Source organism: Nocardia sp. 852002-51101_SCH5132738 (assembly GCF_001665695.1).
In the GTDB taxonomy this organism is placed as follows: domain Bacteria; phylum Actinomycetota; class Actinomycetes; order Mycobacteriales; family Mycobacteriaceae; genus Nocardia; species Nocardia nova.
In genome coordinates this window covers 86,326-102,305 of record NZ_LZML01000098.1, presented here as the reverse complement: position 1 = coordinate 102,305, position 15,980 = coordinate 86,326, and the positions used below count along the sequence as shown (strand labels likewise).

Here is a 15,980-nt window from a genome sequence, read left to right as displayed (position 1 = left end):
GCGACGTCGAGCCCAGCTGGTGGCGCATGCGCTCGCGTTTGGTGCGCAGGTAGCGGACGTTGTGTTCGGTCGGGTCGGTCTGCAGCGGAATCCGGTGCGTCACCGCGATGCCGTGTGCTTGCAGGCCCGCCTGCTTGTCCGGATTGTTGCTGAGCAACCGCACCGATTCGACACCCAGATCGCTCAGGATCTGCGCGCCCGCGCCGTAGCGGCGGGCATCGATCGGCAGGCCGAGACGCAGGTTCGCGTCCACGGTGTCGGCGCCCGCGTCCTGCAGTTCGTAGGCGCGCAACTTGTTCAGCAGGCCGATGCCGCGGCCCTCCTGGCCCCGCAGATACACCACGACACCGCGTCCCTCGGCAGCCACCGCGCGCAGGGCGGCGTCGAGCTGTTCACCGCAATCGCAGCGCAGCGAGCCGAACGCGTCGCCGGTCAGGCATTCCGAGTGCAGCCGGGCCAGGACGTCGGTTCCGGACGGATCGCCGAAGACCAGGGCGAGATGTTCGACCGGTTGCGTGCCGGAGTCGGCGTCGCGGTAGCCGAAGACCTGAAAATCGCCGTAGCGGGTGGGCAGCCGGGTCTGCGCGAGCCGGGTGACGGTGTGCTCGCGGTGCTTTCGGTACTCGACGAGGTCGGCGATGGAGATGATCGGCAGCTCGTGCTCGCGCGCGAAGGTCAGCAGCTGCGGCAGCCGGGCCATCGATCCGTCGTCGTTGACGACCTCCGCGATCACGCCCGCGGGCCGTAACCCGGCCGCGCGCAACAGGTCGACGGTCGCCTCGGTGTGCCCGGCGCGGCCCAGCACGCCGCGCGGATGCGCCCGCAGCGGGAAGACGTGCCCGGGCCGGGTGAGATCGGCGGGGGTGGTGCGCGGATCGGCCAGCAGCCGCATGGTGTGGGCGCGGTCGGCCGCCGAGATACCCGTGCTGACGCCCGCGGCCGCATCGACCGATACGGTGTAGGCGGTGCCCTTGGGATCCTCGTTGACCGCCGTCATCGGGGGGAGCGAGAGCCGGTCGAGATCGGCGCCGGGCATCGGCACGCACAGCACGCCGCTGGTGTGGCGGATCAGGAATCCGATGGTCTGCGCGGTCGCGAATTCCGCGGCCAGTACGAGATCACCTTCGTTCTCCCGATCCTCCTCGTCGACCACCACGACGGGCCGGCCGGCGGCCAGGGCGTCGAGTGCGTTCTGGATGGAATCGAGTTCACCGGTCATCGTGCACCTCCTGTATGCCTAATAGAAATATTCCGAAAGGCCTCCCGCTAGGAAGGGTTCCGCTCAGTGAGATTCTGGGGACGTCGATTTTCCGGAACCCGACGTCGGCGTTGACCTCGAGTGCGGTTGAGGATGCACGCTGGGGTCATGACACAGGCCGCAGAGTTCTGGAACACCGTCTACGACGACGACACCGCTCCCTGGGTGATCGGTGAGCCGCAGCCCGCGATCGTGGAGGTGGAACGCGAGGGGTTGATCCGGGGGCGGGTGCTCGATGTCGGAACGGGTGCGGGGGAGCACACCATCGCCCTCACCGCCCTGGGCTACGACGTGCTGGGTCTCGACCTGTCGCCGAGCGCCGTCGAGTACGCGCGGCGCAACGCCGCCGCGAAGGGGGTGCCCGCGGCGCGTTTCCGGGTAGCCGACGCCGTCCGGCTCGGCGCCGATCCCGCCGCGGCCGCCGAACTCGGCGTCTTCGACACGATCGTCGACAGCGCCCTGTTCCACATCTTCCGCGAGGATCCCGGTACCCGCGCCGCCTACGTCCGGTCGCTGCACACCCTGTGCGCTCCGGGCGGTCTGGTGCACGTCCTGGCGCTGTCCGACGCCGACCCGGGCTTCGGGCCCCGCATCAGCGATCGGATGCTGCGTGAATCCTTCGGCGCCGGTTGGGAATTGGAGGATCTGCGGCCCACGTCCTATCGTGGCCGGGTCACCCCGGTGGTCGCCGATCAGGTCGCCGGGCTGAACGTCGCCGAGAACGGGACCGTGGATACCGCCGCCTGGCTGGCCCGGATCCGGCGAGTGTAGCGACGGACCCGGTAGGTACCGCGTGTCCCGCGGTGAAGCTATCGGGGACGAGACTTCGACTTCGGCGGTGCGAGCGGCGCCTCGCGATTGCGGGGCAGCCGCCCGCGCTTGTTCAACGCCTCCAGGTCGTCGAGCAGATCCTCGGCCAGTTGGCGCTCCGCCTCGTAGTGGCGGATGCACCACCGCAACACGGCACTGGGAAAGGCCCAATCCGGGTTGGCGTCGGACCCCTCGGCGTCGGCGGCGGCGCGGCGGCGCATCTTCTCCGCGTAATCGATATGCGCGGTGAGGATTTCGCGCAGCCGCTCCGGCTCGGCCAGATGACCGAGCCAGGCCCGCAGCAGCACACTGTGTTTCAGCACCGGCGCTTCCACCGGTGAATGATTGACCCAATGCGCCACGGCATCCCGGCCGCTCGTGGTGATCGCGTACATCCGCTTGCCGCGCACACCGTCCTCGGAGGTCACGGTGCGCGAAGTGACGTACCCGTGCTTCTCGAGGCGTTTGAGTTCGGCGTAGATCTGGCTGAACGACGGGCTCCAGTAGAAGAACTGCAAACTCCAGTCCGCCCACTTCTTCAGGTCGTAGCCGGACAATTCGTCCGCATGCGAAAGCATCCCGAGCACGGCCCACGAAGTGGTCGGCAGATCGGTGCCAGATGTCATCGCCGAACTATACCGTCCAGTCATATGCGGATCCGAAATCAGCGCCAGCGGGTGCGGTGCGGGAACAGCGCTCGCCCGGCCTCGTGCACGACCTCGAGGACCACCCGGGCCAGCCGGTCGTAACTCATCGCCTCGGCCCGTCCCGAGAGCGAGAGTGCGGCCGGTGGGGCGCCGCGGCCACGCAGCGGCGCGGCCACACACGCGATGCCGACCATCGCCTCCTCGCGGTCGATCGCCACGCCTTGGCGCAACCGGATCTGCCCGAGTTCGCGATGCAGCGCGTCGGGCTCGGCCAGGGTGCGCGGAGTGAGCCGGGGCAGCCGGCCGCGGAAGGCGGCCTCGGCGATGGTGGGTTCCAGCGCCGCCAGCATCGACTTGCCCAAAGCCGTTGCGTGCGCGGGCATCCGGCCCCCGAGCCGGGTCGGCAGCGCCGCGGCGAACCGGCCGCCGGCCTTGTCCAGGTAGACGACCTCGCGACCGTCGAGCACCGCCAGGTGGCCCACCATGCCCGTCCGCTGCGACAGTTCGTGCAGCAGCGGACTCACCGCATCGCGAATCTCGTTGTGGTCCGCGGTGAGTCCGCCCAGTTCGAGCGTGCGCATGCCGAGGCGGTAGCCGCCGGCGGAATGCGCCAGCCAGCGCAGCCGGATCATCTGATCCAGGATGCGGTGGACCGTCGAGCGCGGAAGTCCGGTCCGCTCGACCAGTTCCAGCAGTGTCAGAGTCGGGGTGTTCGCGTCGAAGGCGTCCAGGATCAACGTCATTCGCTCGATCATCGACACCGGAATCGGCGCACCGGCGCGATGAGCCCTGGCGCCCGTCGTCGCGTGACGCGCGGCCGTGGTGGTGCGTTCCGCGGAGGGCAGCACGGTGACGGTCATATGTACCTCCGTTGGCTCATATGCAGACTAGAAGTATTTCGACTAGGCATGTTCGGTTCGGCATTTGTGTCACCTATCACAGTGGCTGCCACCACACCGATCGCGAATCGGTGGAACTACGTAAGTGCTACCGAAATCTCTCCCGTTCACCGGACCTGGCCGTTGACGGGCGCCGGGGCCGACCTGGTGTCATGACTTACAGCTATATGTCTGTCCGAAACAAGGAGTGGCCGTGGAGCCGGTAGTACAGGTGGACGAGATCTCGGAGGCGACCTTCAAATCCGTGCTGAGCAGGTTCTGCTCCGGGGTCACGGTGATCACCGCTCTGTCCGGCGACCAGCCGATCGGATTCAGCTGCCAGTCGTTCTCGTCGCTGTCCCTCGATCCGCCCCGGGTCTGCTTCTTCCCCGCGCGGACCTCGACGTCGTGGCCGCGCATCCGCGAGGTAGGACGATTCTGCGTGAACATCCTCGCCCACGATCAGGCCGACATCTGCCGCGCGCTGTCCCGCAGCGGCACCGACAAATTCGCCGGCGTGGACTGGGAGGTCTCCGGAAACGGGTCGCCGCGGCTGAGCGGTGCGCTGGCCAGTATCGATTGCGAACTGGATCGCGAGGTGGACGGCGGCGACCACACCATCGTGATCGCGCGAGTCACCGCACTCGCCGAACATTCCGAACAGGCGCCGCTGCTGTTCTACCGCTCCTCGTTCGAACGTCTGCACGGGCACTGACGCGGGTCCGCGGGCATGCCGGTGGTGACGAGCCCGGTGCGTACCCGCCCGCACCGCCGAGGCGTCCCGTCACTGCCGATGGCCGGAGCGGATCTCCCGGCCAGTGGGACTACGCGTGCCGGGCCCCCGTCCCGATGGCGAGCATCGAGTCATCACCCGGGGCGGGTTCGGCCGGCGGGTAGTCGAGGCCGATCGCAATCGAGGCCGATCGCATTCGAGACGGAGGAATCATGAACAGCGACAGCGAAGTGCGGGTCATCGACGCCGGCGCACCGCCGACCCGGTTCGCCCGCGGCTGGCACTGCCTGGGCCTGGCGGACTCCTTCCGCGACGGCACGCCGCACACCGTCGCCGCCTTCGGCACCGAACTGGTCGTGTTCGCCGCCGAGGACGGCACGCTCAACGTCCTCAACGCCTACTGCCCGCATATGGGCGGCAATCTCGCCGACGGCACCGTCAAGGGCGATTCGCTGGCCTGCCCCTTCCACGACTGGCGGTGGAACGGCAAGGGCAAATGCACCGGAATCCCGTACGCGCGCCGGGTGCCTCCGCTGGCGCGCACCAAGGCGTGGCCGACGCTGGAGCAGAACAAGCAGCTGTTCGTCTGGAACGATCCGGAGGGCAAGCAGCCGCCCGCGGACATCACCATCCCGCGCATCGACGCCGCCTTCGACGACGAATGGACCGACTGGACCTGGAACTCGATGATCGTCGAGGCCAACTGCCGGGAAGTGGTCGACAACGTGGTCGACATGGCGCACTTCTTCTACGTGCACTACGGCTTCCCGACGTTCTTCAAGAACGTCTTCGAGGGCCACATCGCCAGTCAGTACATGACCTCCATCTCGCGCGAGGACATGATGGGCGAGACGGCGAAGGCGTTGGGCGGCAAGAACACTCTGCATTCGGAGGCGTCCTACTACGGGCCCTCCTACATGATCGACTACCTGCGCAGCGACAGCGCGGATCTCTCGGTCGAGGGCTACCTGATCAACTGCCATTACCCGATCACCGAGAACCGGTTCGTGCTGCAGTACGGGGCCATCGCGAAGAAGCCGCAGGGCGTCTCGCCGGAGCGGGCCGAGCAGATCGCGGCCTCCTTCGTCGGCGGTCTCGGCAAGGGGTTCGAACAGGACGCGGCGATCTGGAAGCGCAAGTCGCGCATCAACAATCCGCTGCTGTGCGAGGAGGACGGACCGGTCTATCAGCTGCGCCGATGGTACGAGCAGTTCTACACCGACGTCGCCGACATCTCGGAGGAGATGACCGCGCGCTTCGAATTCGAGGTCGACACCACCCGCGCGGTCACCGCCTGGGAGGCCGAGGTCGCCGAGAACCTCGCCAAGCGGGCCGAACAGGCCGTGGCGGGCTGAGAGTTATCGCGATGGACGAGGTTTCGTGCCGATCCTGCGGAACGTGCGTGCTGGTGGAGAAGTTCAGCCCGCAGCACACGAGCGTGCAGTGGAGCCGGTCGGCGATGCACGCGTGCACCGAACTGTCGCAGCCGGGCACGCATGCGCACACCTGCACCGCCCTGCGCGAGAGCATCGACGCGGCGGTGCAGTCGGGCCAGTTGAGCGTGAGTACCCGCGATGTCGATGTGCGCACCCGCGGCCGGACGGTGGCATGACAGGGGCAGGAAGCTGGATGAACGGCACAGGAATGGATGTGGTGGTGCTCGATGGATGCCGCGATCGAACTCGACGTGCGTGAGCCGCGCACGTCGCGCGAGGACGCCGGCCCTCGTGACTCGGCAACCGGTGGCGAATCCGCGGACGGCGTCGTGGCGGCCGCCGGGTCGCCGGCCGATCCGGTCGTGGTCGAGATCGTCCGTGTGGTGCACGAAACCGCGGACGCGGTGTCACTCGAATTGGCGCCGCAGCCCGAACACGCCGAGCGGTTCGGCTATCGGCCCGGGCAATTCCTCACTGTGCGCATCCCCAGTGAGCTGACCGGTTCGGTGAGCCGGTGCTACTCGCTGTCGAGCGCACCGCACGAGGGTGGGCCGCTGAAGGTCACCGTCAAACGCACAGCGGCCGGATATGCGTCGAACTGGTTGTGCGACAACGCCGTCGCCGGTGACACCCTGCAGGTGCTGCCGCCCGCCGGACTGTTCACCCCGGCCTCGCTGGACACCGATCTGCTGCTGTTCGCCGGTGGCAGCGGCATCACCCCGGTGTTGTCGATCCTGAAATCGGTGCTCGCGCAGGGCAGCGGCCACTGCACCCTCGTGTACGCCAATCGCGACGAATCGTCGGTCATCTTCGCCGCGGAACTCGCGGAACTCGCGGGGGCCCATCCGGATCGGCTGCAGGTGCTGCACTGGCTGGAATCGGTGCAGGGCCTGCCGAGTGTGCCGCAACTGTCCGCGCTGGTGCGGCACTGGGCCGATCGCGAGACGTTCGTCTGCGGTCCGGGGCCGTTCATGGACGCCGTCGCCGCCGCGATGGCCGCGCACGGCGCCGACCGGCGGCGCGTGCACATGGAGAAGTTCGTTTCCCTGACCGGCAATCCGTTCGAGGCCGCACCCCCCGCGAGCGACGACGCCGACCCCGCCGACTCGGCGAACGTCGAGGTCGAGCTCGACGGCGAGCATCACCGGATGGCGTGGCCGCGACGCCAGGTCCTGTTGGATACCTTGCTGGCAGCGGGACTCGAGGCGCCGTATTCGTGCCGCGAGGGCGCGTGCAGCGCGTGTGTGTGCCGGGTGGTGTCCGGCGAGGTGTCCATGCGCCGCAACGAGGTTCTCGAAGAGGAGGATCTCGCCGAGGGCTACGTGCTCGCCTGTCAGGCGGTACCGGCCACCGACGACGTTTCGATCAGCTATTCCTGAACCCCATTCTTCGAGGAGAGAAAATGGCCGCCGTCAGCTCGCTCGGTTATGTCCGAGCGCGGATCGCCGATATCGCCGCGTGGCGTGAATTCGCCTTCGACATCATCGGATTCGCCGAAGGGTCGGGCCCGAATCCGGAGTCGGTCTATCTGCGCACCGACGAGCACACCTACCGCCTGGAGTTGGTACCGGGCGATCGTGACGAGGTGATCGCCGTCGGCTGGCAGGTCGCCGACCGGCGCTCGCTGACGCTGGTGCGCGAAACGCTCACCGCGGCCGGTGTCGAGGTCACCGAACTCACCCTGGCCGAATCCGCCGCGCGTCACGTCGAGGAGGCGATCAGCTTCACCGATCCGGCCGGATTCACCGTCGAGGTCTTCCACGGACCTCTGCTCGATCACAGCCCGGTGGTCGGAAAGTACGGAAACCGTTTCGTCTCCGGCGATCTCGGTCTCGGCCACGTCGTCCTGCCGGTGCCCGATATCGAGGCCGCGCGGCAGTTCTACACCGAGGTACTGGACTTCGCCTCGCGCGGTTCGTTCCGGGTGGGTCCCCCCGAACATCCGATCTGGATCCGGTTCATGGGTGTCAATCCCCGCCACCACAGCCTGGCGCTGATTCCGGGCGGCCGTGGCGACGGTCCGGGGATCGTGCACGTGATGGTCGAGGTCGATGCGCTCGACGATGTCGGCCGGGCTCTCGACCGGGTGACCAAGGCGGGCTATCACCTGTCCTCGACACTCGGCCGCCACACCAACGACAAGATGATCTCCTTCTACGTCCGCACCCCGGGCGGCTGGGACCTCGAATTCGGTTGCGAGGGAATGCTCGTGGGCGAGGACTACGTCGCGGAGGAGATGACGGCCGACAGCTACTGGGGCCACGAATGGGCGCGCGGCTGAGCGGCCGTCACCACCGTATGGCGGCCGGCACGCGGTGAGGCGAACCGGCGACCACAGTAGTTACAGGTCTGGTTCCTGCACGTCGGTGAACGTGACCCGCACCGAGATCGGATCGGTCTGCAACGCGGCGAATCCGGCGGCGGTCAGCGGTGCGAGCGCCGGGTGCGGGGCGAAGGCGCGGGCCCGGGCGACCACGTCGTCGTCCGGGCGCAACTCCGCCGTGGCCGCGCGCCAGGTTCCGTGGTGCCGCAGGCGCACCGAAGGATCGGCGCGCACATTGTTGCCCCAGCCCGACCGCATGCCGTGCTGGCAGATGATCCACGCGCCGTCGTCGTCGAACAGCACCGATACCGGGACCCGGCGCGGCTGGCCGGATTTGCGGCCGATGGTCTCCAGTTCGGTCGCGAAGGTGGACCGCACACCCACCCGGTCCAGTGCGGCGAATCCGGGGTTGACCAGATAGCGGCCGACGGCGCGTTCGATCCGGAACTTCGTCGACTTACGGTCGGTGCCGGCTGTCGTGCGCCGGGATCGGAAAGCGTCGAGTCCGTTGCGGCGCAGCATGGTTATCGCGGTCGACCACGGTGACCGGGCCGGATCCGGATCCAGCCCGGCGCCGAGTCGATGCAGCTGATCGGTGTGCCATTGCAGATCCAGGGCGCCGTCGACCGCGCGCAACGTACCGCTGCGCGCGATCCGGCCACGCAGGCCGAGCGAAATCGACGGCGGGCGGAGGACTTCGGTCCCGCCGGTGAGCAGGTCGGCGGCAGCGGCCGGGTACACCGTGGTGGGGCGGCCGAGTCCGACCACATCGCAGGCGCCGGAGTCGACCGCACCGCCCATCGCCGTCCGGCTGCGGAACCCGCCGGTGACCGCCAGCGGCACCGCGGCCGCGACCCGCCGCACGGTCTCCGCGTACTCCAGGAAGTAGGCCTCCCGCGCTCGGGTACTCGCCGCCGCGCTGCGGGACCGGCCCATCATCGCCGGGGATTCGTAGCTGCCGCCGCTGATTTCGATCAGATCCAGCGGCTGCCGGGCCAACTGCCGGACCACCTCCCGCGATTCCTCCTCGGTGAAACCACCACGCTGGAAATCCGCCGAATTCAGCTTGACGGCCACCGCGAAGCCCGGCTGGACCGCCGCGCGAATCGCGCCGACCACCTCGAGCAGAAAGCGGGCGCGGCGCTGCCCGTCACCGCCCCAGTCGTCGGTGCGCTGATTGGCCAGCGGGGACAGGAACTGCGACACCAGATAGCCGTGGGCGCCGTGAATCTGCACCCCGTCGAAGCCTGCCGATTCCGCGATCCGCGCCGCGTCGGCGAAGCGCCGGATCAGATCGTGGATCTCGGCCTCGGTGAGCGCTCGCGGCGTGGGCAGGCCCGGCACTCCCGACGCGATCGCCGAGGGCGCCACCGGCCGTTGCCGGGTGGCCAGCGGATTGGCTTGGCGGCCGGGATGATTCAGCTGCATCCAGATCGGGGTGCCGCCGTCCTTGGCGGCCTTCGCCCAGCGCGTCAGCGCGGCGAGATCGCGATCGTCGTCGATAACCACATTGCCCGGCTCGCCGAGCTGGGTGCGGTCGATCATCACATTGCCGGTGACGATCAGGCCGTAGCCGCCCGCTCCCCAGCGGCGATACAGCCGGACCAGCCGGTCGTCGGGAGCATGTGCCGCGGTGCCGAGCCCCTCGCTGAGCGCCGATTTCATGATCCGGTTGGGCAGTACCTGGCCACAGGGCAGGGGGAGTGGGTCGTGCAGTCCGGTCATGCCTATCCTCCAGGGCGCGGATCGGAAATGAGGTATACCGATCGGTATAGTCGGCACAGTAGTACACCGATCGGTCTAGGGCAACGGTAGGCTGGACCGTGCAGGGTGCACGAGGAAAGGGGTCGCATCATGGGAGCCCGCGACCGGCTCATCGACAGCGCCGTGGATCTGATGCGCAGCAACGGTGTGGCCGGCACCGGCATCGCGCAGCTGCTCGACCACAGCGGCATCTCGCGCCGCTCGGTGTACCTCAACTTCCCCGGTGGTAAATCGGAACTGATCGCGGAGGCGACCCGCGCGGCCGGTGCCACCTACAGCGCGCTGCTGCGCACGATCACCGCCGGGGCCGACGTGGCGTCGTGTGTCGGCGCCTTCCCGGCGCTGTGGCGCGAGAAGCTCGCGGCGAGCGACTTCACCGCCGGCTGCCCGATCGTCGCGGCCGCGCTGGGCCGGTCGGAAGCGCCCGAAGCCGCCGACGCCGCCGGTGCGACCTTCACCGAATGGGAGACCATCCTCGCCGAACGTCTCGAAACCGAGGACGTCGCACCGGATCTCGCGATATCGCTGGCCACCACGGTGGTCGCGGCGCTCGAGGGGGCGGTGATCCTGTCCCTGGCGACACGTTCGATGGCACCGCTGGAACGGGTGGGCGCCCAGATGTCGGAACTCATCGCTCGCCACACCGCGAAGTGAGTGCCCGCTCTATCGCCGCCGCGGTGGGGATCGCCGCCGTGGCGCCGACGACGGTGGTGGCCAGGGCGCCGGCGGTGCAGGCCCACGCCAGAGCGGTCGCGGGGCCCTCGTGCCAGTGTGCGGCCAATGCGCCGGTGAATGCGTCCCCGGCGCCGGTGGTGTCGACCACCTCGACCCGCACGCCCGGATGAGAGAGCTCGCCCTCGGGGCCGCGATAGCGCGCGCCCTCGCCGCCGCGGGTGGTCAGCACATGCGGGACCGCCCGGAGTTCCGAATCCAATTGAGCCGCTTCGCCCTCGTTGACCACCGCGATGTCGACCGCCTCCCACAGCTGCGGTGGCAGTGATCGCGCGGGGGACGGATTGAGCAGAACGAGAGTGCCGTGCTCACGTGCGCAGCGGGCGGCGCCGAGCACGGTCTCCACCGGAATTTCCAGCTGGCACAGCAGAATATCCGCCTCGGCGACGAGGGCGCGATCACCGTCGGTGAGCCCGGACAGCTCCGCATTGGCTCCGCCGACGACGATGATCGTATTCTCGCCGGCGTCGTCGACCACGATGGTGGCGGTCCCGCTGGCCCCCTCGACGGTGCGCAGTCCGGCGGTCCCGATCTCGTTGTCCTCGAGCACTTTTCGCAACTCGACGCCGAAGACGTCGGTTCCGACCGCGCCGACGAAATCGACCGCCGCGCCCGCACGCCGAGCGGCGATCGCCTGGTTCGCGCCCTTTCCGCCGGGCACCGTATCGAAGGCGGTGCCGAGGACGGTCTCACCGGGCCGCGGCCGCCGCGGCGTGCGAGTCACCAGATCCATGTTGATACTGCCGACCACTGCGATCCGTGCCATGCGCGCACCGTAACCCGCCGCGGCGGGTGCGGGCTCGAACGTCGCCGCCGTCAGGCGTGGTCGGCCGCCGTCGCCGCCGCGGCCAGCCGGTCGAGCGACCCGAGTAGTTTGTCCGAGGTCGTCGCCCGGGCCCTGGGCAGCCGGACCTCGTCGGTCAGCCGCGTCCAGTCGTAGGTGTGCCGCACCAGGGTCCGGCTCTCGTCGACGGGTTCGAGCTCCCAGCGCCACAGATGTCCCGGCGGCCGCTGCCCGGATTCCGCGGGCAGCCAGGCGATCCGGCGTCCCTCCTCGAATTCCACCACGTGGTTCTCGCGCACACTCCCGTTGGTGAGTGTCATCGCGAAGACATCACCCACGCTCCGCACGCGCTGCCCGATCTCCGCCCGGTCGAGATTGTCGTTCCCGTCCCATCGCGGCTGCTGCGCCGGATCGGCGATGAATTCGAAGATGTGCCCGGCCGGCGCGGCGACCTCACGCTCCGCCGACACCACCTTGTCGATATCTGCCATGACACCATCGAATCATCCGCGGGAATCGGCGACAACGCGGCCGCGAAGAGTGTTCGGACACAGGCTGTTCCGTGCGTGCGGCTCACTCCTGGCTCTCGACCGGGCCGGACGTGGATTCGGCATGCCGGGGCTCCAGGGGCGGCCCCGCGACCGGGCAGTTGACCTTGCATTGCGGCGCGGCCTCGGGACCAGCGCTCTCGAGCGCGTCGTCGCGGACGGTGACCACGGTCAGTGCCGCGGCCGCGGCCATCACGATCGCGCAGATGAGCATGGCCTGGTGGAACCCGCGCTCGAAGGCGGCGGGGTCGGTGTAGGCGGCACCGGTGAGTCCGGTGAGCGGCGGGACAGCCGCCACCGCAAGCAATCCGGCCGCTCGGGCGACGGCATTGTTGACGCCGCTGGCCACCCCCGCGTGCTGTTCGTCGGCCGTCGCCAGCACGGTCGCGGTCAGCGGTGCGACGGCCAGGGTGAGTCCGAGGCCGAACACCAAGGCGGCGGGCAGCACATCGGTGACGTAGGAGGCGTCGGTGCCGATCCGCATCATCAGCAACATCCCGGCGGCGGCCAGCAGCACACCCGCGGTGATCGGGATGCGCGGTCCGATGCGCTGAGCCAGATCGCCCGAGCGGGCCGAGAACAACAGCATCAGCACGGTGGCGGGCAGCATCGCGGTCCCGGCCGCCATCGGACTGAAACCGGCCACCACCTGCAGGGTCAGCACCAGCAGGAAGAACACCACGCCCATCGCGCCGTACATCACGAAGGTGACCGCGTTGATCGCGCTGAACTGCCGCGAGGCGAAGATCTCGACCGGCAGCATCGGCGGCGGCCCGTGGTGTCCGGGCGCGTCGTGCCCCGCCGAGCGCCGCCGTTCGACGACGACGAAGGCCACCCCGGCGAGCACGCCGATCACCGCCGTCGCCACCACGGCAGCCCGGCTGCTCCCGTGTTCGGGTGCCATGGTCAGTGCGTAGGTGATGCCTGCCAGGCACAGTGCCGCGAGGAACGCCCCCAGCACATCGAAGCCCTCGTGTGCCCGGCCGCCGGATTCGGGAGCCGGGCGGGTGGTCGCCGAGCCGTCGGACGTGCCGGAACCGTAGGTCTCCGGCACATGCCGCACCGCGACCAGCACCACCACCGCGGCCAGCGGAATGTTCAGCAGGAACACCCAGCGCCACCCGGCCGCGCCGACCAGCCATCCGCCCAGGAAGGGGCCGATCGCGCCGGCGACTCCGCCGAGGCCGGACCACGCGCCCACCGCGCGGGCGCGATCCGATTTCGCGAAAGAGGCCTGGATGATCGCCAGTGAGCCGGGCGTGAGCAGCGCGCCGCCCACGCCCTGCAGCGCGCGGGCGGCGATGAGCATCGGAATACCCTGGGCCGCACCGCAGATCGCCGAGGCCAGCGCGAACCACACCACGCCGACGACGAAGATCCGCCGCCGTCCGAATCGGTCGCCCAGTGAGCCGCCGAGCAGAATCAGACCGGCCAGCGTGAGCGTGTACGCGTTGACCGTCCACTGCAGACCCGCCATCGAGGCGCCGAATTCCTCGCCGATGCGGGGGAGGGCCACATTGACCACGGTCGCGTCCAGCATCGCCATTCCCGAGCCCAGCACCGTGGCCAGCAGAACCCAGCGACCCGAACCCGACGACAACCGGATGGTGGCGACCATGAGGACACGGTAGCGGCGGGCACCGACGCACAGCGGGCGTTCGGTGGTTATCCGGCGGCGGCGTCCGCGTCCCGGTCAGTAGGCTGTTCACCATGACTGCTGGAACTGTCGGCGAAGTGGATACCGTGCGCGAGGCGGTGCACGAGGCGGCGCGGCGGGCTCGGGTGGCGTCGCGGACGCTGGCACAGCTGACGACCGCGCAGAAGGATGCGGCCCTGCACGCCGCGGCGGATGCGCTGCTCGCGGCGAAGGATGCCGTCCTGGCCGCCAATGCCGAAGACATCGCGACCGCGGAGGCGGGCGGCACCGCGGCCTCGCTGCTGGATCGCCTGCGGCTGACCGAGCCGCGCATCGACGGCATCGCCTCCGGGTTGCGTCAGGTCGCCGGCCTGCCGGATCCGGTCGGCGAGGTGCTGCGCGGTTCGACGCTGGCCAACGGCCTGGAGATCCGGCAGGTGCGCGTGCCGCTGGGCGTGGTCGGCATGGTCTACGAGGCCCGCCCGAACGTCACCGTCGACGCGTTCGGCCTGGCGTTGAAATCCGGTAACGCGGCCCTGCTGCGCGGCTCTTCCTCGGCGGCCCGATCGAATGCCGCCCTGGTCGAGGTCATGCGCGAAGCCCTTGTCGCCCAGGGGCTTGCGGCCGACGCGGTCCAACTGCTGCCGAGTGAGGATCGCTCGAGCGTCACTCATTTGATTCAGGCCCGCGGCCTGGTGGACGTGGTCATCCCGCGCGGCGGCGCCGGGCTGATCAACGCGGTGGTGCGCGACGCGCGGGTCCCCACCATCGAAACCGGCACCGGCAACTGCCACGTCTACGTGCACGCCGCCGCCGATCTCGAGATGGCGGAATCGATTCTGCTGAACTCCAAGACCCGCCGGCCCAGCGTCTGCAATACCGCCGAGACGGTGCTCATCGACCGCGCGATCGCCGAGACCGCGGTCCCGCGCCTGATCGACGCGCTGGAACGGGCTCAGGTCACCATCCACGGCGATCTGCCCGGCCTGGTTCCCGCGACGGAGGAGGATTGGGCCGACGAATATCTGTCGCTGGATATCGCGCTCAAGGTCGTCGACGGTCTCGACGCCGCGGTCGACCACATCAACGAGTGGGGTACCGGCCACACCGAGGCCATCGTGACCGCCGATCTGAAGGCAGCCCGCGAGTTCACCGCCCGGGTGGACGCGGCCGCGGTGATGGTCAACGCCTCCACCGCCTTCACCGACGGCGAGCAGTTCGGATTCGGCGCGGAGATCGGCATCTCCACTCAGAAGCTGCACGCCCGCGGTCCGATGGCGCTGCCGGAGCTGACCTCCACCAAGTGGATCGTGTGGGGCGACGGCCAGATTCGGCCGAGCTGAACCCGTCCCCGGCCGTGACCGTCGGTGCCGGTCGGGCCTGTGGTCTCGCCGGCACCGCAGTATCGAACCCGGCCCGCGGGTGTGTACCGTCGTGAGCAGCTGGACTTTACGGTGCATACCTGCAGTGGGCTGCGCTGTTCCCGAAGGAGGGCCCAACTGTGCAGACGACCGTGCACGAGCCGATTTTCGCCTCGGTCGACGATGTGATCGACCGCTTGGCCACCACCGGCTACCTGGCCGACAAGGCCACCGCCACCTCGGTGTTCCTGGCCGACCGGCTCGCCAAGCCGCTGCTGATCGAGGGACCCGCCGGCGTCGGTAAGACCGAACTGTCGCGCGCGGTGGCCCAGGTCGCCGATGCCGAACTGGTCCGCCTGCAGTGCTACGAGGGGATCGACGAGGCGCGGGCCCTCTACGAGTGGAACCACGCCAAGCAGATTCTGCGCATCCAGTCCGCGACCTCCGGTGGGTCGGATTCGGGGAACGCCTGGGCCGACACCAAAGCCGATGTGTTCAGCGAGGAATTCCTGCTCCAGCGCCCGCTGCTGACCGCTATCCGGCGCACCGACCCCACCGTGCTGCTGATCGACGAGGCGGACAAGGCCGATGTCGAGATCGAGGGCCTGATGCTGGAGGTGCTGAGCGACTTCGCCGTCACCGTCCCCGAACTCGGCACGATCACCGCGACCCGCCGCCCGTTCGTGGTCCTCACCTCCAACGCGACCCGCGAACTCTCGGAGGCGCTGAAGCGCCGCTGCCTCTACCTGCACATCGACTTCCCGGACGAGGAACTCGAGCGCCGCATCCTCGCGAGCCGGGTGCCGGAGCTGAAACCGGCGGTGGCCGCACAGCTGGTCCGGGTGGTGCACGTGCTGCGCGGGATGCAGTTGAAGAAGTTGCCGTCGGTCGCCGAATCCATCGACTGGGCCCGCACGCTGCTCGCGCTGGGACTGAAGGATCTCGACGACAAGACCGTGCGCGCGACGCTCGGCGTGGTGCTCAAACACCAGAGCGACCATCAGCGCGCCCTGGCCGAGCTGAAATTGGCCTGAGCCGTGTCCGGTAAGCGCACCACCCCCCGCGCGCTG

15 protein-coding genes and 1 pseudogene are annotated in these 15,980 nt (G+C 69.1%); 9 read left to right on the top strand and 7 right to left on the bottom strand.

All coding sequences use genetic code 11. The annotated features are described in order from the left end of the window. Positions 1 to 13: 13 nt before the first annotated feature. Positions 14 to 1,219 (bottom strand): annotated as a pseudogene (locus tag A5789_RS13415) (bifunctional 3,4-dihydroxy-2-butanone-4-phosphate synthase/GTP cyclohydrolase II); the annotation flags it as partial. Positions 1,220 to 1,366: 147 nt separating this feature from the next. Between A5789_RS13415 and A5789_RS13410 the strand changes: the two are divergent. After that, positions 1,367 to 2,029, top strand: a complete 663-nt coding sequence (locus A5789_RS13410; RefSeq protein ID WP_064902682.1) for a class I SAM-dependent methyltransferase — start codon at positions 1,367 to 1,369, stop codon at positions 2,027 to 2,029. Between the two features lie 38 nt (positions 2,030 to 2,067). Here A5789_RS13410 and A5789_RS13405 read toward each other — a convergent pair whose 3' ends face one another. Both A5789_RS13405 and A5789_RS13400 read right to left on the bottom strand, forming a co-directional pair. Further along, complete coding sequence (locus A5789_RS13405) at positions 2,068 to 2,694, bottom strand: PadR family transcriptional regulator (RefSeq protein ID WP_063015509.1); 627 nt, start codon at positions 2,692 to 2,694, stop codon at positions 2,068 to 2,070. Between the two features lie 38 nt (positions 2,695 to 2,732). Beyond that, a complete protein-coding gene (locus A5789_RS13400) occupies positions 2,733 to 3,575 on the bottom strand; it encodes an IclR family transcriptional regulator (RefSeq protein ID WP_063015510.1) in 843 nt (280 codons plus the stop codon). 232 nt (positions 3,576 to 3,807) lie between these two features. Here A5789_RS13400 and A5789_RS13395 point away from each other — a divergent pair, with 232 nt between their 5' ends. The 5 genes from A5789_RS13395 (at position 3,808) to A5789_RS13375 (ending at position 8,043) form a co-directional block, all read left to right on the top strand. Next, entirely contained in the window at positions 3,808 to 4,308 is a 501-nt protein-coding gene (locus A5789_RS13395) for a flavin reductase family protein (RefSeq protein ID WP_063015529.1), read from the top strand. Positions 4,309 to 4,538: 230 nt separating this feature from the next. Further along, positions 4,539 to 5,681: a Rieske 2Fe-2S domain-containing protein gene (locus A5789_RS13390; RefSeq protein ID WP_063015511.1), complete on the top strand. Its 1,143-nt coding sequence runs from the start codon at positions 4,539 to 4,541 to the stop codon at positions 5,679 to 5,681. Positions 5,682 to 5,692: 11 nt separating this feature from the next. Continuing rightward, entirely contained in the window at positions 5,693 to 5,938 is a 246-nt protein-coding gene (locus A5789_RS13385; protein WP_063015512.1) for a hypothetical protein, read from the top strand. A 51-nt stretch (positions 5,939 to 5,989) separates the two neighbouring features. Further along, on the top strand, positions 5,990 to 7,141 hold the full coding sequence (locus A5789_RS13380; protein ID WP_082857133.1) for a ferredoxin--NADP reductase: 1,152 nt from the start codon (positions 5,990 to 5,992) through the stop codon (positions 7,139 to 7,141). A 23-nt stretch (positions 7,142 to 7,164) separates the two neighbouring features. Beyond that, positions 7,165 to 8,043 (top strand): VOC family protein, encoded by an 879-nt coding sequence (locus A5789_RS13375; RefSeq protein ID WP_063015513.1) that lies wholly within the window; start codon positions 7,165 to 7,167, stop codon positions 8,041 to 8,043. Between the two features lie 60 nt (positions 8,044 to 8,103). Here A5789_RS13375 and A5789_RS13370 read toward each other — a convergent pair whose 3' ends face one another. Continuing rightward, entirely contained in the window at positions 8,104 to 9,810 is a 1,707-nt protein-coding gene (locus A5789_RS13370) for a nitroreductase family deazaflavin-dependent oxidoreductase (RefSeq protein ID WP_064902683.1), read from the bottom strand. A gap of 129 nt (positions 9,811 to 9,939) precedes the next feature. On the opposite strand from A5789_RS13370, the gene A5789_RS13365 reads away from it, so the two are divergent. Further along, entirely contained in the window at positions 9,940 to 10,503 is a 564-nt protein-coding gene (locus tag A5789_RS13365) for a TetR/AcrR family transcriptional regulator (protein ID WP_063015515.1), read from the top strand. On the opposite strand, the gene A5789_RS13360 is transcribed toward A5789_RS13365, so the two are convergent. The 3 genes from A5789_RS13360 to A5789_RS13350 form a co-directional block, all read right to left on the bottom strand. Beyond that, positions 10,478 to 11,347: a ribokinase gene (locus A5789_RS13360; RefSeq protein ID WP_064902684.1), complete on the bottom strand. Its 870-nt coding sequence runs from the start codon at positions 11,345 to 11,347 to the stop codon at positions 10,478 to 10,480. The genes A5789_RS13365 and A5789_RS13360 overlap by 26 nt on opposite strands. Before the next feature lie 50 nt (positions 11,348 to 11,397). Next, on the bottom strand, positions 11,398 to 11,856 hold the full coding sequence (locus tag A5789_RS13355) for an SRPBCC family protein (RefSeq protein ID WP_064902685.1): 459 nt from the start codon (positions 11,854 to 11,856) through the stop codon (positions 11,398 to 11,400). Positions 11,857 to 11,938: 82 nt separating this feature from the next. Next, complete coding sequence (locus A5789_RS13350; protein ID WP_063015518.1) at positions 11,939 to 13,531, bottom strand: MFS transporter; 1,593 nt, start codon at positions 13,529 to 13,531, stop codon at positions 11,939 to 11,941. Between the two features lie 92 nt (positions 13,532 to 13,623). On the opposite strand from A5789_RS13350, the gene A5789_RS13345 reads away from it, so the two are divergent. Both A5789_RS13345 and A5789_RS13340 read left to right on the top strand, forming a co-directional pair. Then, the gene (locus A5789_RS13345; RefSeq protein WP_063015519.1) at positions 13,624 to 14,892 is read left to right on the top strand and encodes a glutamate-5-semialdehyde dehydrogenase; all 1,269 of its coding nucleotides are present in this window, start codon (positions 13,624 to 13,626) and stop codon (positions 14,890 to 14,892) included. Positions 14,893 to 15,050: 158 nt separating this feature from the next. After that, the gene (locus A5789_RS13340) at positions 15,051 to 15,944 is read left to right on the top strand and encodes a MoxR family ATPase (protein ID WP_030512810.1); all 894 of its coding nucleotides are present in this window, start codon (positions 15,051 to 15,053) and stop codon (positions 15,942 to 15,944) included. Positions 15,945 to 15,980: the final 36 nt, after the last annotated feature.